The 23,092-nt window shown below is 67.5% G+C and carries 24 protein-coding genes; 9 read left to right on the top strand and 15 right to left on the bottom strand.

What is annotated here, in order from left to right; all coding sequences use genetic code 11:
• Positions 1-7: 7 nt before the first annotated feature.
• Positions 8-1,150 (bottom strand): acyl-CoA dehydrogenase family protein, encoded by a 1,143-nt coding sequence (locus ACFWF1_RS36700; protein WP_379292070.1) that lies wholly within the window; start codon positions 1,148-1,150, stop codon positions 8-10.
• Positions 1,151-1,312: 162 nt separating this feature from the next.
• Between ACFWF1_RS36700 and hemC the strand changes: the two genes are divergently transcribed.
• Positions 1,313-2,242 (top strand): hydroxymethylbilane synthase, encoded by a 930-nt coding sequence (gene hemC / locus ACFWF1_RS36695; RefSeq protein ID WP_379292071.1) that lies wholly within the window; start codon positions 1,313-1,315, stop codon positions 2,240-2,242.
• Between the two features lie 12 nt (positions 2,243-2,254).
• Here hemC and ACFWF1_RS36690 read toward each other — a convergent pair whose 3' ends face one another.
• Together ACFWF1_RS36690 and ACFWF1_RS36685 are read right to left on the bottom strand one after the other, a co-directional pair.
• Entirely contained in the window at positions 2,255-3,088 is an 834-nt protein-coding gene (locus tag ACFWF1_RS36690) for an IclR family transcriptional regulator (RefSeq protein ID WP_379292072.1), read from the bottom strand.
• A gap of 145 nt (positions 3,089-3,233) precedes the next feature.
• Positions 3,234-3,491: a three-helix bundle dimerization domain-containing protein gene (locus tag ACFWF1_RS36685; protein ID WP_379292073.1), complete on the bottom strand. Its 258-nt coding sequence runs from the start codon at positions 3,489-3,491 to the stop codon at positions 3,234-3,236.
• Between the two features lie 164 nt (positions 3,492-3,655).
• Between ACFWF1_RS36685 and ACFWF1_RS36680 the strand changes: the two genes are divergently transcribed.
• From ACFWF1_RS36680 to ACFWF1_RS36670, 3 genes are all read left to right on the top strand, one after another.
• Positions 3,656-4,138, top strand: a complete 483-nt coding sequence (locus tag ACFWF1_RS36680) for a nuclear transport factor 2 family protein (protein WP_379292074.1) — start codon at positions 3,656-3,658, stop codon at positions 4,136-4,138.
• Positions 4,139-4,213: 75 nt separating this feature from the next.
• Positions 4,214-4,831: a hypothetical protein gene (locus tag ACFWF1_RS36675; RefSeq protein ID WP_379292075.1), complete on the top strand. Its 618-nt coding sequence runs from the start codon at positions 4,214-4,216 to the stop codon at positions 4,829-4,831.
• Between the two features lie 60 nt (positions 4,832-4,891).
• Positions 4,892-5,941, top strand: coding sequence for an aminotransferase class V-fold PLP-dependent enzyme (locus ACFWF1_RS36670; protein WP_379292076.1), 1,050 nt, complete (start codon positions 4,892-4,894; stop codon positions 5,939-5,941).
• 1 nt (position 5,942) lies between these two features.
• Here the strand turns inward: ACFWF1_RS36670 and ACFWF1_RS36665 are convergent, their stop codons facing one another.
• Positions 5,943-6,830 carry a fumarylacetoacetate hydrolase family protein gene (locus tag ACFWF1_RS36665; protein WP_379292077.1) on the bottom strand — a complete coding sequence of 296 codons (888 nt, stop codon included), beginning with the start codon at positions 6,828-6,830 and terminating at the stop codon, positions 5,943-5,945.
• Complete coding sequence (locus ACFWF1_RS36660) at positions 6,827-7,708, bottom strand: amidohydrolase family protein (RefSeq protein WP_379322261.1); 882 nt, start codon at positions 7,706-7,708, stop codon at positions 6,827-6,829. Before ACFWF1_RS36660 ends, ACFWF1_RS36665 begins: the two co-directional genes overlap by 4 nt.
• A 40-nt stretch (positions 7,709-7,748) precedes the next feature.
• On the opposite strand from ACFWF1_RS36660, the gene ACFWF1_RS36655 reads away from it, so the two are divergent.
• Positions 7,749-8,417, top strand: a complete 669-nt coding sequence (locus ACFWF1_RS36655) for a FadR/GntR family transcriptional regulator (protein WP_379292079.1) — start codon at positions 7,749-7,751, stop codon at positions 8,415-8,417.
• 11 nt (positions 8,418-8,428) lie between these two features.
• Here ACFWF1_RS36655 and ACFWF1_RS36650 read toward each other — a convergent pair whose 3' ends face one another.
• From ACFWF1_RS36650 to ACFWF1_RS36625, 6 genes are read right to left on the bottom strand one after another with little or no spacing between them, the layout of a single operon-like run.
• Positions 8,429-9,343: an aldo/keto reductase gene (locus ACFWF1_RS36650; protein ID WP_379292080.1), complete on the bottom strand. Its 915-nt coding sequence runs from the start codon at positions 9,341-9,343 to the stop codon at positions 8,429-8,431.
• The gene (locus ACFWF1_RS36645; RefSeq protein WP_379292081.1) at positions 9,336-9,656 is read right to left on the bottom strand and encodes an L-rhamnose mutarotase; all 321 of its coding nucleotides are present in this window, start codon (positions 9,654-9,656) and stop codon (positions 9,336-9,338) included. Before ACFWF1_RS36645 ends, ACFWF1_RS36650 begins: the two co-directional genes overlap by 8 nt.
• A gap of 2 nt (positions 9,657-9,658) precedes the next feature.
• The gene (locus ACFWF1_RS36640; RefSeq protein ID WP_379292082.1) at positions 9,659-10,684 is read right to left on the bottom strand and encodes an ABC transporter permease; all 1,026 of its coding nucleotides are present in this window, start codon (positions 10,682-10,684) and stop codon (positions 9,659-9,661) included.
• The gene (locus ACFWF1_RS36635; RefSeq protein WP_379292083.1) at positions 10,681-12,177 is read right to left on the bottom strand and encodes a sugar ABC transporter ATP-binding protein; all 1,497 of its coding nucleotides are present in this window, start codon (positions 12,175-12,177) and stop codon (positions 10,681-10,683) included. The genes ACFWF1_RS36640 and ACFWF1_RS36635 overlap by 4 nt, the downstream gene beginning before the upstream one ends.
• The gene (locus ACFWF1_RS36630; RefSeq protein WP_379292084.1) at positions 12,174-13,271 is read right to left on the bottom strand and encodes a sugar ABC transporter substrate-binding protein; all 1,098 of its coding nucleotides are present in this window, start codon (positions 13,269-13,271) and stop codon (positions 12,174-12,176) included. The genes ACFWF1_RS36635 and ACFWF1_RS36630 overlap by 4 nt, the downstream gene beginning before the upstream one ends.
• Positions 13,268-14,605, bottom strand: coding sequence for an L-fuconate dehydratase (locus tag ACFWF1_RS36625; protein ID WP_379292085.1), 1,338 nt, complete (start codon positions 14,603-14,605; stop codon positions 13,268-13,270). The genes ACFWF1_RS36630 and ACFWF1_RS36625 overlap by 4 nt, the downstream gene beginning before the upstream one ends.
• Before the next feature lie 213 nt (positions 14,606-14,818).
• On the opposite strand from ACFWF1_RS36625, the gene ACFWF1_RS36620 reads away from it, so the two are divergent.
• Positions 14,819-15,595 carry an SDR family NAD(P)-dependent oxidoreductase gene (locus tag ACFWF1_RS36620; protein WP_379292086.1) on the top strand — a complete coding sequence of 259 codons (777 nt, stop codon included), beginning with the start codon at positions 14,819-14,821 and terminating at the stop codon, positions 15,593-15,595.
• Complete coding sequence (locus tag ACFWF1_RS36615; RefSeq protein WP_379292087.1) at positions 15,592-16,824, top strand: alpha-hydroxy-acid oxidizing protein; 1,233 nt, start codon at positions 15,592-15,594, stop codon at positions 16,822-16,824. The genes ACFWF1_RS36620 and ACFWF1_RS36615 overlap by 4 nt, the downstream gene beginning before the upstream one ends.
• A 2-nt stretch (positions 16,825-16,826) precedes the next feature.
• Here the strand turns inward: ACFWF1_RS36615 and ACFWF1_RS36610 are convergent, their stop codons facing one another.
• Positions 16,827-17,894 (bottom strand): diacylglycerol kinase, encoded by a 1,068-nt coding sequence (locus ACFWF1_RS36610; protein ID WP_379292088.1) that lies wholly within the window; start codon positions 17,892-17,894, stop codon positions 16,827-16,829.
• 1 nt (position 17,895) lies between these two features.
• Positions 17,896-18,687, bottom strand: a complete 792-nt coding sequence (locus tag ACFWF1_RS36605; protein WP_379292089.1) for an SDR family oxidoreductase — start codon at positions 18,685-18,687, stop codon at positions 17,896-17,898.
• A 124-nt stretch (positions 18,688-18,811) separates the two neighbouring features.
• On the opposite strand from ACFWF1_RS36605, the gene ACFWF1_RS36600 reads away from it, so the two are divergent.
• On the top strand, positions 18,812-19,690 hold the full coding sequence (locus ACFWF1_RS36600; protein ID WP_379292090.1) for a helix-turn-helix domain-containing protein: 879 nt from the start codon (positions 18,812-18,814) through the stop codon (positions 19,688-19,690).
• Between the two features lie 263 nt (positions 19,691-19,953).
• Complete coding sequence (locus ACFWF1_RS36595; protein ID WP_379292091.1) at positions 19,954-21,252, top strand: DUF2786 domain-containing protein; 1,299 nt, start codon at positions 19,954-19,956, stop codon at positions 21,250-21,252.
• Between the two features lie 16 nt (positions 21,253-21,268).
• On the opposite strand, the gene ACFWF1_RS36590 is transcribed toward ACFWF1_RS36595, so the two are convergent.
• Entirely contained in the window at positions 21,269-22,108 is an 840-nt protein-coding gene (locus ACFWF1_RS36590) for an alpha/beta fold hydrolase (protein WP_379292092.1), read from the bottom strand.
• A 12-nt stretch (positions 22,109-22,120) separates the two neighbouring features.
• Positions 22,121-22,822, bottom strand: a complete 702-nt coding sequence (locus ACFWF1_RS36585; RefSeq protein WP_379292093.1) for a DUF899 domain-containing protein — start codon at positions 22,820-22,822, stop codon at positions 22,121-22,123.
• Positions 22,823-23,092: the final 270 nt, after the last annotated feature.

The following is a 23,092-nucleotide window of genomic DNA, read 5'->3' as shown; positions in this document are numbered from 1 at the left end:
ACTCGTGCTAAGCGAACCCGTCCATCAGCGAGAGCACGCGCAGCATGACCTCGTCCGCGCCGCCGCCGATGCTCAGCAGCCGACTGTCCCGATACGCGCGGGAAGTCCAGGTCTCTTCCATATAACCCATGCCGCCGTGGATCTGCAGGCACCAGTCCGCCACCTGACGGGACAGCCTGCCCGCCTCGAGCTTGGCGATCGTCGCCATCCGGGTGACGTCACCGCCATCGGTGTACGACTGAGCGGTGGTCTCGGTGTAGACACGCAGCAGGTCCACCCTGGCGGCGAGCTCGGCGTAGGTGTACTGCAGGTACTGGTTCGCGGTCAGCGGCTGGCCGAACACCTTTCGCTGCTTGGCGTAGTCGCGCGTCAGCTCCAACTGCAGCGCGCAGCTGATCGGCGCGCTGTAGGCGGCGAACATCCGTTCCATCACGAACTGCGACATCTGCTGCTGGAAGCCGCGGCCGATCTCACCGATGGTGTTGCGCACCGGAACTCGCACGTCCTCGAAGGTGAGCAGGCCGGTGTCGGAGGCGCGCATGCCGAGCTTGTCGAGCTTGCGGTCCACCCGGAAGCCGGGGGCGTCGGTGGGCACGATGATCTGACTCATCCCGCGATACCCGCCCTCCGGCGAGGTGCGCACCAGCGTGCACAACCAGTCCGCCTGAACGGCATTGGTGATGAACACCTTCGAGCCGTTGATCACCCAGTCGTCGCCGTCGCGGCGCGCGCTGGTCCGGATCCCCGCCACATCGGAACCGGCCTCCGGCTCGGTAACCGCTACGCCACAGACTGTTTCACCGCGCATGGCGGGGGCCAGATACTCCTGCTTGAGTTCCTCGCTGCCGTGCGCGTGCAGCGACGGCGTCGCCATCGCGACGTGCACGCCGAGCGCCATCGGAAACGACCCGTGCGCGACGCGACCCAGTTCCTGGCACAGCACCACGGTGAACAGATGGTCGGCGCCCTGCCCCGAATAGGCCGGGTCGTACTCCAGCCCGAGGATGCCGAGCTTGGCCATGTCCGCGAAGATCTCGTGCAGCGGCATCATTTCGGCCCGCTCCCACTCGTCCACGTGCGGATTGATCTTCTGCTCGATGTACCGCCGGACCATCGCCCGGAACTCCTGATGTTCGTCGCTGTACATCACGCGCTGCTCCTACTCCGTGTACCCACGCCCTATTGTCACCGCGCCAGTACCGCACCACCGCACCATTTCCGATTTCTCGCACCGGAAATCGGCGGCGATTCTCGGGGCCGCAAATCAGAGGTGGTGCGGCTCGCCGGGTCGGGCTGGAGTAACGTGCGAGGCATGTCGCGTTCGCGCATTATTCGGATCGCCACTCGATCCAGCCCCATGGCGTTGGCCCAGGCGGAGCAGGTCGCCGCGCTGCTCGGCGCGCAGGGGATGGACAGTGAGCTGGTCAAGGTCACCACCGCGGGTGATCGCTGGATGGGTGACCTGGCCAAGCTCGGCGGCAAGGGCGCCTTCGTCAAGGAGATCGACCACGCGCTGCTGGTGGACGAGGCCGACCTCGCGGTGCACTGCCTCAAGGACATCCCCGGCGATATCCCGGTGCCGGAGGGTTTGGCGTTCGCCGGATACCTGCCGCGCGACGATGTGCACGACGCGATCATCACCGGTAACGGCGCCCCGCTGGCCGACCAACCCGCGGGCACCGTGGTCGGCACCAGCTCGGTGCGCCGGGCCGCGCAGCTGCGCCTGCACTACCCGCACCTGACGGTCAAGCCGTTGCGCGGCAACGTCAATACCCGGCTGGCGCGGCTCGAAGAGGGCCACATCGACGTGCTGATCGCGGCCGTCTCCGGCCTGCACCGCGTCGACCAGGCTCATCGCATCACCGAAACCCTCGACCTGGACACCATGTGCCCGCCCATCGGCGCGGGCATCATCACGCTGGCGTGCCGGGCCGGCGACACCGAGCTGCTGGAGTTGTCCGCGCGTCTCGACAACCCGGACACGCACCGTCAGGCGGATGCCGAGCGCGCAATGCTGCACGCACTGCAAGGGCACTGCAACTCCCCCATCGCGGGTTACGCGACCACCGACCGCACCGGCCGACTCACCTTGCACGGCAAGGTGTTCAGCCTGGACGGCGCCCAGTGGCTGGACTCCCATCATTGGGGTGTGCCGGAAGACCCGCAGGCGCTCGGTTTCTTCGTCGGCGCGGATCTGCTCCGGCAGGGCGCGCGAGCCATCATCGACGCGATCCCGCACTGACCGGATAACGGCTCAGCGCCAGCGGGCGTGCCGCGGGAAGAGGGATCGACCAGCCTCGTGCGCGACCTCGACCAGCACGCGGGCCAGCCGCGCGGTGTCCAAAGCCGCTCGCTCGCTGCCGATTTGGCCGGACAACGACAGGGCAGCCACCGCGGCGCCGCGACCGCGAATAGGCACGGCGACGCAGGCGATACCTGCCACCGACTCCTCGTTGTCCACCGCGACGCCCTGCCGCTGCCGGATCCTGGCGAGCTCGCGGTGTAATTCGGCTCTGTCGCAAATCGTTCGGGCGGTCAGCTGCGGCAGGTGATCACGAAACGATGTTTCGACGATGCTCGGCTCGAGCGACGCGAGCAGCGCCTTGCCGAGCGCCGTACTGTGCGCGGGCATTCGGCCACCGAGCCGGGTCGGCACCGTGGCGGCGAATCGGCCGCCCGCCTTGTCGAGATAGAGCACCTCGCGGCCGTCCAGCACGCCGAGATGTCCGACCATGCCGGTGCGTTGACAGAGATCGTGCAGCAGCGGGCTGACCACATCGCGAATCTCGTTGTGGTCGGCGGCAAGTCCGCCTAGCTCTAGGGTGCGCATGCCCAGTCGATAGCCGCCCGGTGCGTGCGCGAGCCAGCGTAGTCGGATCATCTGGTCGAGGATGCGATGCACCGTGGAGCGCGGCAGGCCGGTGCGCTCGGACAATCCGAGTAAGGTGAGCGTCGGTGTCGCGCCGTCGAAAGCGTCCAGTATCAACGTCATTCGTTCGATCATGGACACCGGTGGCTGCGGCGGCCGAGTGGACACCGGTCCCGATAACTCGCCGGATTCGGGAGAGGTTACCGCCTCGACCGTCATAGCTCACCTCCACTGTGGTGCTCGCCTAGAGCTTAGATCACGTTTGTGTCACCCATCACAGTGCCTCGGCGAGCCCGAAGTGGAATCCCGGAAACTACGGAGACCACTACGGATCTTCTCGGTAGCCGGGAGCGAAGCTTGACAGCTAGGCCGTGCTGTCGTGCTGGCCGACCAAGGCGTACAACCACTCTCGCGTGTAGCGCTCGGCGAGCAGCGGGAGGAAGGTGTCGATGGTCGCGTGGTCGGCGACGTGGTCGTAGGCCGAGCGAAGGAACTGTTCGATGGCGGCGTCGTCGATGAGGCCGTCGAACTCTTCCTCCAGCCGGGTCGCCGCGGCGTGCAGCGCGACCGCTTGATCGAGCGACGGATCGTGCGGGTTGGGCGAGGTAACAGGACTCTTCAAGGCAAACTCCCGATCGTGACGAGACTTTCGGTGCGGTGAGCGCATGCGCTGGCTTCGGCATGCCTCATCGAGTCGAGTACCCATCGGTCGGCGCGGGACACATCCAGGCCCCGAAAGTAGAACAGGTTATTGTCTGGCGCGCGGTGGCGTGCCAGGCTGAACAGATGGATCTCGCCGCCATCGAAGCCGTCCGTCAGCTCAAGTACCGATACTTTCGGACCCTGGATCTCAAACGGTGGGACGACTTCGCCGACACCCTCGCCGTGGACGCCGCGGGCCGCTACGGCACTCACGCGCTGGGCGAACCGCTCACCCTGGACGGCCGCGCGGCCATCACCGCGTTCATGCGCGAGAACCTCGGCCCGACGGTGGTCACGGTGCATATCGCGAGCCATCCCGAGATCGCCGTCGACGGCGAGACCGCCACTGGCTCATGGGGTTTCGAGGACACCGTGATCGCCACCGAATACGGCGTGCTCATCCGCGGCGCCGGATATTACTCCGACACCTACCGCCTCGACGCCGACGGCAGCTGGCGCATCACCTCGACCACTTATCAACGGATCTACGAATCGATGCAGTCGCTCGCCGACACGCCCAGCCATCAATTGCTATCGAATATGTGGGCAACACCGACACCGAAATAGGGCATCCGCGCATACTGACTAGTTCGGGTTCGTGGCGGGTCGACGACGGCCATCGCCTCAGCAGGAGGACCGGCTATGTCAGGCAGCGAATTCGACGGCTTGATCGAAGAGTACTGGCGCGAAACCGCCGCCGAACAACGCAGCCAACGCGACGCCGCCGCACAGGCACTCGCGATCCTGGCGCCCATGGCCGAGGCGCTACCCGATCCCGCATTCACCGATGCCGACCTCGAACGCATGGCGACCACACTGGCCCGGCTCATCGGACTCACTTGGGGCGCAACCGAAGTCAGTGCCGCCGATCGCGCCGGCGCCCTGGCGCGCACCGTCTACGCCAACCTGCACGACCACGACCACCGCATTGATATCGCCGAGATCTGGTATGCCCTTGCCCTGCGGCACCACGAAACCTCGTTCGTCGCAGGCTGTCCGGACGTCGACGGCGAACGACGCCGCCAACGCGCGGCAGCGGCCGCATCGGCATCCATCCTCATCTTGATGGCACAGCATCTGCCCGACCCCTTATTCACCAACGACGACTTGGCACGCATCGCCTCGGTATTCGACCGGCTCCTCGTCCTGCTGACCTTCGGAGCGCCCGTCCCCCCGGACGCCGACGCGCTGGAGAACGAGCGGCTCGCCGCGACCGCGGCGACGCTGCGCGACCAGATCCGGACGCTGATCTCGACATAACGGTCCACTTTCGAGGTGCTGGCGCTGTACTGGTTCGGGGCGGCGGCGGATGCTCCTACTATGTCCTCCCTTGCGCCCAACGAGTTCTCGTCCGAAGTCAGCTACCTCAACACCGCCTCGTACGCGCTGCCGTCCACGCGCTCACTGACCGCGATCCGTGACATGAACGCGCGATGGGCGGCGGGCCGCGGCGGTCCGTCGACGAACGATCATCTGGTGCCCCGCCTGCGGGAGTCGTACGCGCGGCTGCTGGCGGGCGCCACCGCGGACGACATCGCGTTCGGCAGCACTGTCGCCCAGCTGATCGGCCCGGTCGCCGTCGCGCTGCCGCCGGGCGCCGAGGTGCTGGTCGCCGAGGGTGAATTCGCCTCGGTCAGCATGCCTTTCCTACACCGCGGCGACCTGGTGGTGCGCGTGGTGCCGTTGGAGCGGCTGGCCGAGGAGGTGCGGCCGGAGACCGCGCTGGTCGCGGTGAGCGTGGTGCAGTCGGCGGACGGGCGGATGACGGATCTGCCGGCGCTGCGCGCGGCCACTCGATCGCACGGTGCCCGGCTGCTGGTGGACGCCACCCAGGCGGCGAGCTGGCTGCCGCTGAGCCTGGCCGACGCGGACTACTGGGTGTGTGCGACGTTCAAGTGGTTGATCGGCGCGCGCAGCATCGCCTTCTTCGCCGCGGGACCCGAGGCGATCGAGACGATACGGCCGGTCGCGCCCGGTTGGTACGCGGCGGCGGATCCGTGGGCCGAGATGTACAGCCCGGTCAAGCTGCCGAGCACCGCCCGTCGCTTCGATTCCACCCCCGACTGGTACGGCGTGGTCGCGGCGGACGCGGGGATCTCGCTGATCGAAGAGTTGACGGTGGAGAAGATCAGCGCGCACAACCTCGGGCTGGCCGACCGGTTCCGCGCCGGACTGACCGAGCTCGGCCGCACCTGGGTGCCGAGCCGCTCGCCTATCGTTACGGTCCCCGGCGCGGGTGATGCTGCGCCCCGCCTGGAGCAGGCCGATGTCATCACCTCGGCGCGAAACGGTGGGCTGCGCTTCTCCTTCCACCTGTACAACACTGCCGAAGACGTCGACCGGGCGCTGGAAGTGCTTGCCGCCGAATAACTCACGCCTCGACCGCGGCCTGCGGCGATGATTCGCGCGCCCCGGTGGCAGCGCGGCACCGCTGCCTGGCCCGGCCGATCCCCTCGATCTCGACCTCCACCACGTCACCATCGCGCAGGTACGGGAAGCGACCGGAAAGCGCTACGCCCGCCGGGGTTCCGGTGTTGATGAGGTCGCCCGGTTCGAGGACCGCGTACTGGGACAGGTGCCAGACGAGGTAGCCGACGTCGAAGATGAGGTCGGCGGTGCTGGAGTCCTGGCGGGCTTCGCCGTTCACGAACGAACGCAACCGCAGGTTGCCCGGGTCGAGCCGGTCGCGCGGGACGAGGGCCGGGCCGAGCGGGTTGAAGGTCTCGCAGCATTTGCCTTTCGACCACTGGCCGCCCGATTGTTCGAGCTGGAAGGCACGTTCGGAGACGTCGTTCGAGATGGTGTATCCGGCAATGTGATTCATCGCCTCCTCCACCGAGTCCAGGTAGCGTGCGCGGCGGCCGATCACCACCGCGAGTTCTACTTCCCAGTCGGTCTTCTCGGAGCCGCGCGGGATCAGCACGTCGTCGTAGGGACCGACCACGGTGTTCGGGGTCTTGAAGAAGACCACCGGAGTCTGCGGCGGTACTGAACCCGATTCCGCGGCGTGCGCGGCGTAATTCATGCCGACGCACCACACCGCTTGCGGGCGGGCGATCGGGGCGCCGACGCGTTCGCCCGCGATATCGACGCGGGGCAGTCGATCCGCCGCCAGCGCTGCGGCGACGGCTTCGATGCCGTCCGCGGCGAGGAAGCCGCCGTCGATGTCCGTAGTGAGCGAGCTCAGATCATAGGCGTACTCGCCGTCGACAACGATCGGTCGCTCGGCACCTGTTTCGCCGATGCGCTGCAACTTCATTCGGGTTCTCCTTCGATCATCCAGGTCGGGGCGAGCGGCAGTTGGTAAGTGCGCCAGGCGACTTCGGTCAGTATCTGCACGCGGTCGGCGGGCGTCAGGTGGGCCAGCGTGGCCAGGGTGGTCTGCCAGACGGTCCGATACGACGCGGCGGTGAGCGTGAAAGGCCAGTCGCCGCCGACCATCAGGCGCTCCGGCCCGAAGCAGGCCACCGCGTGGTCGACGTAGGGCTGCCAGCGCTCAGCGGTGATCTCGGTGCCGGATACCGTGGCCAGGCCGGAGATTTTGGCGACCACGTTGGGCTGCGAGGCGGCCTCGGCGAGCAGGCCGGCCCACGGTTGCCAGTCGCCGGTGGCGATCGGCGGCTTGCCCAGGTGGTCCAGGACGATGGTCAGGTCGGGGTGATCGCGGGCGATCAGCGGGACCTGTGCCAGTAGATCCGGCCGCTCGGCCACTGCGTCGAAGACCAGGCCCGCGTCGGCCAGCAGCGCGAGACCGTCCGAAACCTCGGGGCGCAGTAGCCATTTCGGGTCCGGATCGCGGTGGATCATGTGCCGGACGCCGACGAACTCGGGATGCGCACGCAGCCCGGGCAGTTCGGCGGCCACGAGCTCGGGCCGATGCAGCGGCAGCCAGCCGACCACGGCGGTCGGGTGCGGCGAGGCCGTCGCGGCGGCCAGCAACGCGCGGTTTTCGGCGACCGAATCGGCGGCTTGGACCAAGACGATCGCGCCGACACCGTGCTCGGTCAACTCGGGCTGCACATCCGCCAGGGCGTAATTTCGGTATAAAACATCCGATGTTTCGGTGAGCCAGTCGTACTCGACGCCGAATGTTCCGCCGTCCACCCGCCAAATATGGACATGAGAGTCTACAGTCATCGGAGGCATAGCTTCACATCCTCGAGGGCGAAGGAAACAGGTGTCGGTTACCGACGACGCGATTGCGAAGATCAAGTCGATGATCATCTCGGGCGATCTGGAGCCCGGCGCCCGGCTGCCCCGCGAAGCGGACCTCGCCGCCGAGCTCGGCGTCTCGCGCAACTCGCTGCGCGAGGCGGTCCGGGCGCTGTCGCTGGTCCGGATTCTGGACGTGCGGCAGGGCGACGGCACCTATGTGGCGAGCCTGGAGCCGAAGTCGCTGCTCGACGCGATGAGCTTTCTGCTCGAATTCCACCAGGACAACTCGGTATTGGACGTGCTCGGCATCCGGCGCATCCTCGAGCCCGCCGCCACCGCCCTGGCCGCGCAGTCGATGACCGAGGAGGGGATCGCGCACCTGCGCACCCTCGTCGTGCCGGCGACCACCTCGGTGACCGAGCTGGTCGCGCTGGATCTCGAGTTCCACGCCGCCATCGCCGCCGCGTCCGGCAACAAAGTGCTTGCCTCCCTGCTGGATTCGCTGTCGCTGCCGACGACGCGGGCCCGGATCTGGCGCGGCATGACCGAGGAGCGGGCGTTCGAGCGCACGGTCGCCGAACATCGCGGCATCTGCGATGCGATCGCCGCCCGCGATCCGGAATTGGCACAGGCCCGTGCCCTCGCCCACGTGGCGGGCGTCATGGAGTGGTTGCGCCGCGCCGAAGGCTGACTCGGGGCGGGTCATGCGCATCGGTCCAGTTCGTGCCAGAGGTCTTCCGGGACAGCGATGTTCAGCATCGCGACGGTGTCCTCGACTTCGGTCTTGATGCCCGCACCGATGACGGTGGCGGCGACCGCCGGGTTCCGGCGTGGGAATTGCAGCGCGGCGGCACGCAGCGGGACGTCATATTTCGCGCACAGCCGCTCCATCGTCTGAGCGCGTTCGATGATGTCGCGTTGCGCGGGCCGATAGTCGAAGGTGGCTCTGTGCAGCGGGTCGGCCAAGATGCCACTGTTCAGGACACCGGCGACGAGTACTCGAATGCCTCGGTGCGCGCATTCGGGGAGTAGCTCGGCTTCCGCGCGCCGGTCGAGCAAGGTATATCTGCCGGCGATCATTACGTAGTCGATGGTCGTTTCACGCACGAAGCGCAGTGCCACGTCCACGTCGTTGACGCCGACTCCGATGCCGGAAACCACGCCGGCGGCGCGCATCCGGACCAGTTCGGGCATCGCCTCGGCCAGTGTTTGATCCTGATGGTTGTCCGGGTCGTGAATCAGTAGCTGGTCGACCCGGTCCAGCCCGAGTCGTTCTAGTGAGTCCTCCAGTGATCGCCGCACGCCTGCCGCCGAATAGTCCCGCCGCCGTGAACGTTTCGGTGCTCCATAGAAGTCGTCGACACCGTCCGGGGCCATCGGATCGGCATAGAGCAACCGTCCCACCTTCGTCGATATCGTGTACTCCGACCGTGACCGCAGGAACCGGCCGAGACGTTCCTCGCTGCTGCCCGCACCGTAGTGCGGCGCGGTGTCGAAGGCGCGAATGCCCGCGTCCCAGGCCGCCGCGAGGCCTGCCTGGGCGGCCGCCTCGTCGACCGCGCGAAACAGGCCCGCGTAACCCGCGCCGCCGAGCACGATGTCGGCTACGTCATTCACCGTCCAGCTCCCATACGACCGGCAGCGCCGCGTCGGTGCCGACCGCCGAATAGTCGTGCGACGCTTCGAGATACTTGTTGATCCGCAGCTGCCACGCGATGTTGACGGGTAGCTCCGCCAACCGGCTCAGCAGCAGATCGTAAGCGGCGCAGTCGATCACGTGGAACAGATCGGTGCCGCTGCGCCAGATGGTCCAGGACGTCGCTCCGGCATCCCGAATGGCGGCGACGAGCTCGGCGGGCACCGCGCGGTGCGCCGCCTCGTACTCGGCCTCGGCACCGGGTTTCAGCTTGGTGTGCAACGCGATTCGCACGCTCACTCCTGCCGTCGTCCGCTGGCGATGCGGGTGATCACCAGGGCGACCAGGATCAGCGCGCCGTTGATGAACTTCAGCGAGTCGGCGCTCACCCCGCCGTAGGACAGCAACTTCTGGATCAGCGTGAGGATCAGCACGCCGAAGAACGCGCCGAGTACCGAGCCACGCCCGCCGTTGAGCGCGACTCCGCCGATCACACAGGCGGCGAACACCTGGAAGATCATCCCATCGCCTTGGCTCACCTGCACGCTGGCGAACTGCCCCGAGTAGATGAGACCGCCGATCGCGGCGAGCCCGCCCGCGACGACCAGGACGGCGATGACGACGTTGTCGGTGCGGATGCCCGCGGCCCGCGCGGCGGCCTCGTTGCCGCCGACGGCATAGAGTGCGCGCCCGGCCGTCGTATAGGTGAGCACGAGATAGCCGACGAGGAACAACGCCAAGCAGACCGCCACGTCGACCGGCACACCCAATATCCGGGTGTTGCCGAGCCATTCGACCGACGGCGGGATCTTGGTGAGCGTGAAGCCCTCGGTCAGGAAGGTGAGCAGCCCGCGCAGGGCGATGAGCATCGCCAGGGTGACGATGAAGCCGTTCAACCCGAACCGCACGATCAGCACCCCGTTCAGCGCGCCGACGGCGAGCCCGACGAGCAGCGCGATCGGGATGGCCATCCACGGCGAGGTCCAGGTGTAGGCGCCCACCTTGGCGGTGCCCATGGTCGCCCAGATGGCGACGCCGGGCGCGAGCCCGAAGGTCGACTCCAGCGACAGGTCCATCCGGCCGACGACCAGCACCAGCACCTCGGCCAGCACGATGAGCGCGATGCCGCTCATCGAGGTCAGCACGTTGGTGAGGTTGGTGGACGAGACGAAGTTGGTGTTGATGAAGTAGCCGACCACCAGCACCAGCAGGATCGGCGGCACCAGCAGGAAGTCGCGCAGCGCACCCCAGCGCAGCGCGGGCCGCCGCGTTCCGGTGGACGCGCGGGCGGCGGGTTCGCGCCCGGTGGCGATCGGGGTCATGACAATCCTTCCATCGCGGCGACGAGTTCCTTGTCGCCCCAGCCCTGCTCGAATTCCGCGGCGATCCGCCCCTGCACCATCACCAGGACGCGATCGCAGTCGCGCAGATCGTCGAGCTCGTCCGACACCACCAGCACGGCGGTGCCCCGGTCCGCGGCGTCGCGCACGACACCGCGCAGCGTCTCCTTCGACCGGACGTCGACGCCCGCCGTCGGCGTGATCAGCACCAGCACTGCGGGCTCGGTGGCCAGCGCGCGGGCGAACACCACCTTCTGCTGATTGCCGCCGGACAGTTCGGCGACGCTCTGATCGGGGCCCTCGGTCTTGATCCCGAGATCATCGATTGCCCTGCCCGCCACCGTGTTCCGGGTGCGGCGGGACAGGAGTCCGAAACGCCCCAATCGGCGCGGCACCGTCAGGGTGGCGTTGTCGGCGACGCTCATCTCCGGAATCAGGCCCTCCTCGTGCCGGTCGCGCGGCACGAAGCCGATACCCGCGTCGAGCGCGGCCCGGACCCCGCCGTGGCGTAGCCGATTGCCGGATACGAGGATGGAACCCGTTGCCGCCTTGTGCAATCCGACGATGGTCTCGGCGACCTCGATCCGGCCGCTGCTGCCACCGCCCGCGAGACCGACGATCTCCCCCGGCCGCACCTCGAACCCGACCTCCTCGAATTCGTCGGCCCGCGAGAGCCCTTCGACCCGCAGCGTCGGTGCCGCCGCGTCATCGGGATCGCGCCGGGCGACCGGCGTCTCGAGTTCGACCGAATCGCCGGTCATCGCGGCGATCAGTTCCTTCTTGCCGAGCTCGGCGACCGGCGCGGTCAGCACGTGCCTCGCGTCCCGGAAAACGGTGATGTCCTGGCAGATTTCGTAGGTCTCGTCGAGGTGATGGGAGATGAACAGGAAGGTGACGCCTTGCGTCTGCAGGTCCCGGATCCGGCTGAACAGCCGCTTGATCGCGGGTCCGTCGAGTTGCGCGGTCGGCTCGTCCAGGATGATGAACCGCGCACCGTGCGAGAGCGAACGGGCGATCTCGACCAGCTGACGATGTTCCACGGACAGATCGCGGGCCACGGTGTCGACGCCGACGGGCACCGACCACGTGTCGAGCAATTCGCGGGCGCGCCCGCGCACCTTGCGCCAGTTGATGATTCGGCCGCCGAAGCCCTGACTGTTGACGAACAGGTTCTCCGCCACCGACAGGTCCGGAATGATCGTCGACTTCTGATACACGCACGCCACCCGAGATCGCCACGCGTCCCGGTCGGCGGGCGACGGCGCCGGAAGACCGTTGAACCGCACCTCCCCCGCATCGGGAGTCGCGAGTCCGGTCAGGATCGACACCAGCGTCGACTTCCCGGCACCGTTGCGCCCGACCAGCGCGTGCGTCCGCCCCACGTCCACCCGCAGTCCGACCCGATCCAGCGCGATCACGTTGCGGCCGAAGCGTTTCGACACGTCGATCGCCTCGGCGATCGGTTCGCCGGTCATCCGCCGTGACCCCACAGCCCGGGCGCGGTGGTGTTCAGGGTGTCGAGTTCGCCGACCTTGCCGCCCGTTCGGGTGACGACCGGGGCGGGCAGCTGGTCTTCGAGGGTGCCGCCGACGCCGGTGTCGATGATGGTCGACCCGTGATCGGTGGCTCCCGGGGTGAACTTGCGGCCATCGATGGCGGCCTTGGCATAGAACGCCGCGTACTGCGCGTACAGATCGGCGGGCTGAGAGATGGTCGCGTCGATCTCGCCCGCTTCGATGGCGTCCAGTTCGGCCTTGATGCCGTCGTTCGACACGATCGTGATGTGGCCCGGCGCACCGGCTTTCACCAGTTTGTTGCTGCGCCGCAGCAGGGCCATCGTCGACTGCAGGAACACGCCACCGGCCTGCATGTAGATGCCGTTGATGTCGGGGTCGGTCAGCAGTTTGTCCTGGAGGCCGGAGACTGCGCGATCACCCTTCCAGTCGGTCGGGATCTCGATCACCTTGATGCCGGGGTACCGCGTTTTCATGCAGTCCGCGAACGCCTCCGACCGATCGCGGCCGTTGATCGAACTCAGGTCGCCCTGGAATTCCACGACTTTGCCTGCGCCCTTGAGGGTTTCGCCGAGATAGAGGCACGACTTGGTGCCGTAGGCGCGGTTGTCCGCGCGCACGACCATGTACACGCCGCCGCTGTCGGGGCGGGTGTCGACGCTGACCACCGGCACGTTCTTCGCGGCCGCCGCGGTGAGGGCGGGCTTCACCGCGGCAGTGTCCTGCGGTGCCATGATGATCGCCTTGACGTTCTTGGACAGCAGGGTGTCGACGTTCGACTTGAGCCGGTTGGCGTCGTTGTCGGAGGAGGTGTTCTCCAGCTTCACGCCCGCGGCAGCGGCTTTCGGGCCCAGATAGCCCGCGTAGGCGCTCCAGAAGTCGGAGTCCGAGCGGGGCTGGTCCGCGCCGACGAGGACGCCGTTGTCCGCGCCGACGCCGACGGTGACGGCCGGGGCGCTGCCGCCGGGGCCGGTGGACTCCCGGGAACAGGCTGCGCCCGAGGCGATGACCAGTGTGGCGCCGAGGGCTACGCCGATGAGGCTGGCGGTTTTCATGAGTTCTCCTGCTGTTGGGTCGAGCGGGCCTGCGGATCCGCGCGCCACGCGGCTCCGGTCGGATAGGCGTAGTCGCGAAGCGAATCGGGCAACATCTCGGCGCTGAAACCGGGCTCGCGCGGGGCGAGGTAGCGGCCGCGGACCACGCGCACCGGATGCCGGAAATGCTCGTGCAGATGGTCGACGAATTCGATCGCGCGGTCCTGCGTGGTTCCGGTGATCGCGATGTAGTCGATCATCGCCAGATGCTGGACCAGTTCACACAGTCCGACACCGCCCGCGTGCGGCACCACCGGGACGCCGAACTTGGCCGCCAGCAACAGGATTGCCAGATTCTCGTTGACTCCGGCGACTCTTGCCGCATCGATCTGTAAGAGATCGACCGAACCGGCCTGCAGCAGCTGCTTGAACAAGATCCGATTCTGGCCGTGCTCGCCGGTCGAGATGCGCACCGGCGCGACGCGGCGGCGGATCTCGGCGTGGCCGAGGATGTCGTCCGGGCTGGTCGGCTCCTCGACCCAGGCCGGATTCGCCTGTGCCAGCCGGGAAATCCAGTCCACGGCCGCGTCGACGTCCCAGCGCTGGTTCGCGTCGACGGCCAGCCCGATATCGGGTCCGATCGCCTCCCTGGCGACCTTCACCCGGCGCACGTCCTCGTCGACATCGCGACCGACCTTGATCTTGATGGTGCCGAATCCGTCGGCCACCGCCTCGCGGGCCAGCCGGGCCAGCTTGTCGTCCGAGTAGCCGAGCCAGCCCGGTGACGTCGTGTACGCCGGGTATCCGGTGTCGAGCAGGCGGGCCGTGCGTTCGCGTCTGCCCGGTTCGGCGCGGCGCAGGATCGCCAGTGCCTCATCGGGTGTCATGGCGTCGGTGAGGTAGCGGAAGTCGATCAGGTCGACGATCTGTTCCGGCGACATCTCGGAAACCAACTGCCACACCGGTTTTCCGGCGAGCTTCGCGGCGAGGTCCCAGGCGGCATTGAGCACCGCGCCCACCGCCATCTGCATGACGCCCTTCTCCGGTCCGAGCCAACGCAATTGAGAATCGGCGGCGAGGTCGCGGGCGAATCCTCCGAGGTTCCCGACGATGTCGGCCACCGAGCGGCCGACGACCAGATGCGCGAGCGACCGGATGGCGGCGCATTGCACATCGTTGCCGCGGCCGATGGTGAACGCGAAGCCGTGGCCCTCCGGCCCGGCCGGGTCATCGGTCCGAAGGATCACGTAGGCCGCCGAATAGTCGGGGTCGGGGTTCATCGCGTCCGAGCCGTCCAGCTCGCGCGAAGTCGGGAACCGGACGTCTAGTGTGTCCAGCGCCGTGAGGTGCGCCATGGGGTGATCCTCGTTCCAGATAGTGATCTGGGTCACGACTATACATCGGATGTCTGTCTGCGCAATGGGAGATTCGGAATCCGTCAATCCTGGTTGCGCAGTGGCAATCTGGCGCGAGCGCCGCCGATCGGTGTTATGTTCGCCAGAGTCAAACATCGGACCTGTCCGGAAACGAACTCGTGCACCGGAACCCGAGGGGAGAAGGTGGTCGATATGACGGCACAGCGCACGTTCGACGGACTGGTGGCAGTGGTCACCGGTGGTGCGTCCGGCATCGGGAAGGCCGTTACCGAGACGTTTGCCGCAGCGGGCGGGCGGGTGGCGGTGCTCGATCTGAACCCTGGTGACACGGCGGAGGTTACGTTGCGCTGCGATGTCGCCGATGACGAATCGGTCCGGCGCGCGATCGCGGGCGTGGTCGACGCGTTCGGGCGGATCGATGTCCTCGTCAACAATGCGGGCATCGGTGCGCAGGGGACCATCGCGGACAACTCCGACGACGAATGGCGGCGGGTGTTCGAGGTCAACGTCTTCGGCACGGTGCGGGTTTCCCGAGCCGCGCTCCCCCACCTCCGACGCTCACCCGCCGCCGCGATCGTGAACATCTGCTCGATCGCGGCCACCACCGGGCTGCCGGATCGCGCCGCCTACAGTGCCAGTAAGGGCGCGATACTCTCGCTCACTCGCGCCATGGCCGCCGACCACCTCGCGGAGGGGATCCGGGTGAACTGCGTGAATCCTGGCACCGTCGACACGCCCTGGGTGCAGCGGCTGCTGGCCGCCAGTGCGGATCCCGACGCCGAAATGGCCGCGCTGCGGGCGCGTCAGCCGCATGGGCGGCTGGTGACGCCCGCGGAAGTCGCGAGTGCGGTCGCGTATCTGGCCGGTCCGGCGGCGGCGTCCATCACCGCGACGATGCTGGAGGTCGACGGCGGGATGCACTCGTTGCGCCTGCGTGCCGCCGCGCAGGTGGCCGGGGCCGCCCGGTGACCGGGCGCAGGTTGCCGCGGCCACGAGAGCTCGCGCCGCTGATCAAATTCGAGCGTCCGTTCGGTGGCCGGGAGCGCAAACTCGCGCGCGCCCAGACGATCTGGGACCTGCGGGAGCTGGCCCGCAAGCGCACGCCGAAGGTCGCGTTCGACTACACCGACGGTGCCGCCGACGCCGAGATCAGCCTCGACCGGGCTCGGGAAGCGTTCTCCGACATCGAGTTCCGGCCCGCGATCCTGCGTGATGTGGCCACCACCGACACCTCGGTGCAGGTGCTCGGCAAGACGGCCGCGCTGCCGTTCGGTATCGCGCCGACCGGGTTCACCAGAATGATGCATACGGCGGGCGAGCTGGCGGGTGCGCGGGCGGCCGAACGCGCGGGGATTCCGTTCACGTTGTCCACCATGGGAACCACGGCGATCGAGGACGTCGCGGCCGGCACCGGGCCCAACGCCCGCAAGTGGTTTCAGCTCTACATGTGGGCCGACCGTGACCGTTCGATGGGGCTGGTCGAGCGGGCGGCGCAGGCGGGATTCGACACTCTTGTCGTCACGGTGGATGTGCCGGTGGCGGGGGCTCGACTGCGCGACGTCCGTAACGGCATGACCGTGCCGCCGTCGATCACGGTGGCCGGAGCGCTGGACGCCTTACGCAGGCCTTGGTGGTGGTGGGACTTTCTCACGACCGAGCCGCTGGCGTTCGCGTCGCTCGATCGCTGGGCGGGGACGGTGGCCGAACTACTCGACGCCATGTTCGACCCGACCGTCGGCTTCGACGACCTCGCCTGGATCCGGGCGAACTGGCCGGGAAAGGTTTTGGTCAAGGGCGTGCAGACCGTCGACGACGCGAAGCGCCTGGCCGGACTCGGCGTCGACGGCATCGTCCTCTCGAATCACGGTGGGCGCCAACTCGATCGCGCACCCATCCCGCTGCACCTGCTGCCCGCCGTGGTGCGCGAAGTGGGCGACGACATGGAGATCCACCTCGACACCGGCATCATGCACGGTGCCGACATCGTCGCCGCCCTCGCCCTCGGCGCTAGGTTCACCCTCGTCGGCCGCGCCTACCTGTACGGGCTGATGGCCGGCGGTGAGGCTGGCGTCGACCGCGCGATCGACATCCTCCGCACCCAGATCATCCGCACCATGCGGCTACTCGGCGTCAGCTCGATCGACGAACTCGAACCGACACACGTCCGTCTGCTCGAGCGGTATCGAACGCGCGAATAGGGTTACCGCTGGGCAGGATTGGTGATCAGGGGCAAATCCAGGGCGGTCAGTATGCCCGGAGGCGCTTGGACTACCGCGGGGATAGCGTTCACGATGCGCATGGCGGTGGCGAGCAGGGTGGCGTGGTTGTGGTCGCCATTGCGGCTGGAGGTCACCAGGTCCATGGCGTAGCTCGGTTCGCCGGTGATCTCGACGCGGTAGGAGCCTTCATGGTGGGCGGGTTGGGGCCAGTCGGGGCACAGGTCGGGGTGTAGGCGGGTGACGTGTTCCAGGACAGTCACCGGGGTATCGCCGACCATGCCGCGGACCTCGAAACGCAGTGCGGCGGCGGTGCCCTCGGCGATGTGGCCGGTGGCGATGTCGAAGGCGTGGGTGGCCGGGATGCGCTGGTAGGTCTCGGTGACCGCGTCGAGCGTGACGCCGATGCCCGCGGCGAGTTGGCGGACGGTGCCGCCCCACGCGAGCGACAGCACGCCGGGTTGCAGCAACATCGGGATGTCGTCGAGGGGTTTGCCGAATCCCATGATGTCGAACATGACTTCGCGGTTGTCGTAGCTGGCGTAGTCGACGATCTCGATGCAGCGGAGCTCGTCGATGCGCAGGCAGGTGCCCGCCAGCGCCAGCGGGAGCAGGTCATTGGCGAAACCGGGGTCGATGCCGTTGACCCACAGCGACGAATTGCCCTGCGCCGCAGCCTCTTGCACCGGCTTCAGCAGTTCGTCGGGCAGGACACCATACGGGTACTGGAAGAACACCGGGGCGCAGGCGACGACATTGATTCCGGCACTGAGGATTCGCTGCAGATCGCCGATGGCATCCATCAGGCGGTTGTCGGTCATCGAACAGTAGACGACGCAGTCGGGCTTCGCGGCCAGGATCGCATCGGTGTCCGTCGTCGCGGCGATGCCGACCGGATGATCCAGTCCGGCAATGGTTCCCGCGTCCATCCCGTCCTTCTTCGGGCCCGATACCCAGACGCCGGACAGTGCCAAATCGGGGTTGGCGATGACGCCGGCGAGGGCGTGCCTGCCGACATTGCCGGTGCCCCACTGCACTACGCGATAAGTCATGTCACAGATCCTGGATCGGGATGTCGAGGTTGGGAGTGATCAAGCCACCGTCGGGTTCGAGGACCTTGCCGGTGAGGTACTTGCCCGCCGGTGAAACGAGGTAGAGGGCGGCCGCGGCGATGTCCTCGGGTTCGCCGATGCGGTGCAGCGGTGTCTTGGTTTCCAATTGGGTACGCATCGCGTCGTTGCTCGCCACGATCTCCAAAGCGGAGGTCAGGATCGAGCCGGGGGCGATGGCATTCACCCGGATGCGCGGGTTCAGGTCCAGCGCGGCCAGTTTCGTGTAGTGCGCCAGCGCCGCCTTGGCGGTGCCGTAGGCCGCGAACGCGCGGCCGGGCAACCGGCCCATGGTCGAGGTGATGTTGAGAATGGAACCGCCACCGGCGGTTTCGAGGATGCGGGGCACCGCGGCGCGGACGAGGGCATGCGCGTTGGTGACGTTGAAATTGAACGCGTCCACCAGCGCCTGCGGTGTGGTGTCGAGCAGCGGGCACGGCATGGCGCCGCCGACATTGTTGACCACGATGTCCAGCCTGCCGAAGCGCTGCACCGCCGCCTCGGCGAGTGCCCCGGTGGCCTCGATATCGCTCAGGTCCGCAGGTACCACGTGAGCCTGGCGTCCCAGCGCGGTCACCCGCTCGGCCACCTCGTCCAGTTGGCTCTTGGTGCGGGCCGCGATGACGACGTCCGCGCCCGCCTCCGCGAAGGCCACCGCGATCGCCGCACCCAGGCCACGGCCCGCGCCCGTCACGATGGCGACCTGTCCGTCGATGCGGAACCGATCCAGAATCATTCGCGCTCCATCCATGCCGTCCGCGCGGCCCGCGCAACCGGCGGTGTCGAATATTCGACAGTCAATGCACTAATATTCGACACATAGTAGGTCGCTCGCCCGAGCGGAGACAAGGGGTTACGCCATGCCGGACCGATCAGCGTCGCCGCCGACGCGCCGTGTCGTGGACATCGTTTCGCTGCTCGCGACGTCGACCGAACCGGTAAGTGTCGCGGGAATCGCCGAACGCCTCGATATCGCCCGCGCCACCGCGACCGCGATCCTGGCGGAGCTCGACGCGGCGGGTTGGGTCGGCCGCGACGCACAGCGCGGATATGTGATCGGCCCCGCACTGGCCGGCCTGAACGGAGCCGCACTCCCCCACGGTGTCGGCGCCATCCTCGCGACGCTCGCCGCACGGACCGGATCCGGCGCGACGTTCAGTCGCATCGAGCCGGACCGCCTCACCGTTCTCGACGTCCGGCACGGGACCGACCGCGTTGTTCCGGGAATCCCTGTCGGACACCGCATTCCACTCCAGTTCCCGGCCGGCGCCAGCGTGATGCCGTGGCGTTCGGCCAGCGAGCAGAACGCATGGACGGCGACCGCCGCCGGAGCGGACCGGCGCACCGCGAGCTCGTTGCTCGCCCTCGTCCGCGACCGCGGGGTCGCCGTGTTCCGGCCGCGGGCCGACGATGCGGGCATGGTCGACCTGCTGGCCGATCTGCTCGGAGCCGTGGGATCCGAACTGCTGCAACCACATTTGCGCACCCGTGCCCTTCGCCAGCTCGCCGCACTCACGTCGCGCCCCTTCAGCAGAAGCGAATTGGACTCCGATGAGGCACTGCCGCTGAGCTACCTCGCGGCCCCGGTCTTCGATGCCACGGGCACCGCCGCGTACGAGGTGCAGCTCGGGCCGTTGCGCGCGGAAGCATCCAAACCTGAACGGGAGGAATACATTTCGGCAACGCTGGACGCCGGCCGTCAACTGACCGCGACCCTTTCGCTCACGACACACCGCTGATCGGACGAACACGCGGCACCGCTACGGGACTGTGATGTGGATCGACACGCGGCGGGAGGACGCTTGATCCATGACCGACCCCGTAGCTCCCGTAGACCCCGCAGACCACGGCTGAGTTCGACGAAAGCCCCCAACGTGCGCTTGGGGGCTTTCCGCTGCGAGCCTCGGACTCGAGATCCGACTGCCCCTACCCACGCAACGTCATCGTCGTCGGGTTGCCTATCGTTGCGTGACGACAGGACCGCGAACAGGAGGTGGCGAGCATGAGCAAACAGAACCGTCGGGGACGTACCGGCCGCCGCCCGGAAAGCGGTCCATCCGGCGGCTCCGGCTTCTGGTCTGCGCAACGGCCGCCCGCGGACGCGGAACAGATCGCGAACGCGTTGATGGCTGCCGCGATGGAGACCGCGCAAGGCGCCTCGGCCGCCGCGGCACGTTGCGCGGCGGCACTGGCCGGCCGCGATCCGCTGACGCCGCAGCTGGAGCACGGCGCGCACCTCGCGGGTCAGCACATCATCACCCGGGTCTTTCAGAACGGCTGGCTGCCCGACGATATCCACCAGGCCGCGCGGCGCAATCTCGACGAGTACGCGATCGCGCTGCTGACCGACGTGATCGCCGTGTACATGCAGCCTTTCGCCGCCGCATCGGTCGATGAGACCTGGCGCGCACAGCTCGACGACCTCGATGCCGTCGCCTGGTGGTCACCCTCGGCTCCACACCTCGGCCAGTGGGCGGCGAAGCAACTACTGACTCCGGTCGAAGCGCTCACCACCGTGGTTCAGGCGCTGGCGCTGCTGATCCGGCTGCCGCGACTGGAACTCATTCGCCCGCTTCCCGGCACCGCGCAGCCGAGTACCGCCGCGCACCATCATGTCGACGAGAAGATTCTGAGCCGCGTCCGGGGGCTGCTCGCCAAGGCCGAGTCGACCTCGTTTCCCGAAGAGGCCGAGGCACTTTCGGCCAAGGCCCAGGAACTGATGACCAAATACGCGGTGGACCGCGTGCTGGTCGACGCGGACACCTCAGTGCCCGATCTGCCCGGCGCGTCCAGGATTTGGCTGGACACACCGTATGTCGACGCCAAGGCGCTGCTCGTCGATGTGGTGACCAAGGCCAACCGCTGCCGGGCCATCTTCTCCTCGGCGTGGGGGTTCATGACCATCGTCGGCGATGACGGCGACCTGGAGGTCGTCGAGCTGTTGACGACCTCGCTGCTGGTCCAGGCCACCAGGGCGATGATCGCCAGTGGCAACCAGGCCGAGCGCAGCGCGGACTCACGAAGCCGCTCCTACCGCAAGTCGTTCCTCATCGCCTACGCGACGCGCATCGGTGAGCGGTTGGTGACGGCGAACGAAACCACCATCGCGAAATCCGCAGACGCGCAACGACTTCTACCGGTCCTCGCCTCGCATCAGCTGAAGGTGGACAAAGCCTTCGACACCCTGTTCCCGGCAGTGCGCAACCGCGGCGTCTCCATCCCCAACGCCAACGGCTGGGACGACGGCCGCGCCGCCGCCGACAACGCTGAACTCGGCGCGCGGCGCCCCATTCGCAAGTAGCCGAAACCGGCTGCCGCTAAAAGAGATCCACCGTCACCGGCGGCACATCATCGAGAAACGCGGTCACCATCGGTGCCAGTACCGCTGATTCTCCCGCGATGCCGACATGCGACATCGCGGGCAGCATCACCAAGCGCACGGCTGGAACCCGCTCCAGCACGCCCGTCGCTGCCGCCTGCTCATCGCCGCCACCGCGCAGCGTGAACATCGCCGTCGCATGCTCGGGGCGTACCGCATCCGCATCACCGACGATGACCATCGTCTTCGCAGACATCGAACGCAGCTGCGCGTCGCTGATGTGCTGATCAGCGATGTTCAAGGCCTTCATCTTCTCGACATAGGCGTCGAACGCCGCATCGTCCGGCGTGTGCTGCTTGAACGCCTTCTCGACGGCCGTACCGGCGAACACGGTGGCGCTCAGGCCCGCGATGGCCTCGAAAACCGAAGGGTACCAACCGTCTTTGCGATAGGTGGCGGACAACGAGACCAGCTTCTCGACGAGCGCCGGATGACGGAGCGCGAGTTGGAGCGCGACCCCGCCGCCCTGCGAGTAGCCCATGACATCCGCGCGCCCGACCTGCAATGCGCGCAGCAACGCCGCGGCGTCGTCGGCGAACTGCTCGTACGACATCGGGCGCGAAGTGTCCGGGGTGCGGCCATGTCCCTGCTGGTCGAAGACGATCACGGTGCGCCGGCTCGCGAAGGCGGACACCCACGACCGCATCGAGTCGGTGCCCATGAACCCGCCGGGGATGAGCAGCAACGGAGTCGACTTACCGATCTCGCCATACACCTCGTGATAAAGGCTCAGACCGTTGATCGGCAGATGACCACTGCGCGTGGGTTCGGTTTCCATTCGCGGGCCTCGCTATGGCGTCCCGTTCGGGCCATAGAGTCTGGCGACATCGGGAGAGTCGAGCCAGTTGGAGTAGGTGGGCGACTTCGGCCAGCCGTCGGGTGAATCCTGCCATTCCTCCTGGCGGCCCCACGGCAGCAGATCGGTCAACGCAAAGGTGTAGCCCAGTTGTTCGGTGCCACGGCCGTTGGTATGCCAAGTGCGATAGACCTTGTCGCCGTCGCGGAGGAAGACGTTCACGCCGAAGCCCGCACCGGGCGCCGCGCCTACGTCCGCGCCGAACGAGCTCTCCGACGACGAGTACCAGTCCATTTTGTTGCCGACCTTGGTCTTGTAGGCCAGGGCTTCACCGATGGGCCCGTTCGTCACGATGACGAAGCGGGCATCGTAGTTGTCGAGGAAGTCGAGCCGGACGTACTGCGAGGTGAACCCGGTGCAGCCGCCGCACTGCCACTCCGCGCCGTCGGACCACATGTGGTGGTAAACGATGAGTTGGGAGTGTCCGTCGAATATGTCGACCAGGCGCAGGGGGCCGTCCGGACCCGTCAACGTGTAGTCCGGGAGCTCGACCATGGGCAACCTGCGGCGTTGCGCGGCGATCGCGTCGAGTTCACGAGTGGCGGCCTTCTCCCGGATACGCAATTCGTCGAGCGCGGCCTGCCAGGTCGGCAGGTCGACGACTGGGGGCAAAGCGCTGGTGATCTGCTCGGTCATGGTTCCTCCAGAGGCTCGGATGGGATCCGCTCTGCAGGTGTTGACGGGACAGGGCGGCGGAAATCATCGCCTTCAGGTCGATCCAGTCGAAACTTTCCCATCCAGCAGCCTTGACGACCGCTGCGGCACACCGGGATTGGCCCGGAAACGACGAAAGCCCCCCCAGCGTGAGCTGGGGGGGCTTTCGTGAATGATGTTCCGGCGGTGTCCTACTCTCCCACACCCTGTCGAGTGCAGTACCATCGGCGCTGGCAGGCTTAGCTTCCGGGT

The sequence above is a fragment of the Nocardia sp. NPDC060255 genome, assembly GCF_042727395.1.
GTDB lineage: Bacteria > Actinomycetota > Actinomycetes > Mycobacteriales > Mycobacteriaceae > Nocardia.
The sequence above is the reverse complement of the archived record's forward strand: the minus strand, read 5'-3'. Positions and strand labels throughout refer to the sequence as shown.

Coding starts and splice junctions, on each gene's coding strand:
- ACFWF1_RS36620 (WP_379292086.1), top strand. CDS start 14,819: ATGACGGCACAGCGCACGTTCGACGGACTGGTGGCAGTGGTCACCGGT.
- ACFWF1_RS36605 (WP_379292089.1), bottom strand. CDS start 18,687: ATGATTCTGGATCGGTTCCGCATCGACGGACAGGTCGCCATCGTGACG.
- ACFWF1_RS36660 (WP_379322261.1), bottom strand. CDS start 7,708: ATGACTGTAGACTCTCATGTCCATATTTGGCGGGTGGACGGCGGAACA.
- ACFWF1_RS36635 (WP_379292083.1), bottom strand. CDS start 12,177: ATGACCGGCGAACCGATCGCCGAGGCGATCGACGTGTCGAAACGCTTC.
- ACFWF1_RS36610 (WP_379292088.1), bottom strand. CDS start 17,894: ATGACTTATCGCGTAGTGCAGTGGGGCACCGGCAATGTCGGCAGGCAC.
- ACFWF1_RS36630 (WP_379292084.1), bottom strand. CDS start 13,271: ATGAAAACCGCCAGCCTCATCGGCGTAGCCCTCGGCGCCACACTGGTC.
- ACFWF1_RS36585 (WP_379292093.1), bottom strand. CDS start 22,822: ATGACCGAGCAGATCACCAGCGCTTTGCCCCCAGTCGTCGACCTGCCG.
- ACFWF1_RS36595 (WP_379292091.1), top strand. CDS start 19,954: ATGAGCAAACAGAACCGTCGGGGACGTACCGGCCGCCGCCCGGAAAGC.
- ACFWF1_RS36590 (WP_379292092.1), bottom strand. CDS start 22,108: ATGGAAACCGAACCCACGCGCAGTGGTCATCTGCCGATCAACGGTCTG.
- ACFWF1_RS36675 (WP_379292075.1), top strand. CDS start 4,214: ATGTCAGGCAGCGAATTCGACGGCTTGATCGAAGAGTACTGGCGCGAA.
- ACFWF1_RS36670 (WP_379292076.1), top strand. CDS start 4,892: ATGTCCTCCCTTGCGCCCAACGAGTTCTCGTCCGAAGTCAGCTACCTC.
- ACFWF1_RS36600 (WP_379292090.1), top strand. CDS start 18,812: ATGCCGGACCGATCAGCGTCGCCGCCGACGCGCCGTGTCGTGGACATC.
- hemC (WP_379292071.1), top strand. CDS start 1,313: ATGTCGCGTTCGCGCATTATTCGGATCGCCACTCGATCCAGCCCCATG.
- ACFWF1_RS36640 (WP_379292082.1), bottom strand. CDS start 10,684: ATGACCCCGATCGCCACCGGGCGCGAACCCGCCGCCCGCGCGTCCACC.
- ACFWF1_RS36625 (WP_379292085.1), bottom strand. CDS start 14,605: ATGGCGCACCTCACGGCGCTGGACACACTAGACGTCCGGTTCCCGACT.
- ACFWF1_RS36665 (WP_379292077.1), bottom strand. CDS start 6,830: ATGAAGTTGCAGCGCATCGGCGAAACAGGTGCCGAGCGACCGATCGTT.
- ACFWF1_RS36690 (WP_379292072.1), bottom strand. CDS start 3,088: ATGACGGTCGAGGCGGTAACCTCTCCCGAATCCGGCGAGTTATCGGGA.
- ACFWF1_RS36680 (WP_379292074.1), top strand. CDS start 3,656: ATGGATCTCGCCGCCATCGAAGCCGTCCGTCAGCTCAAGTACCGATAC.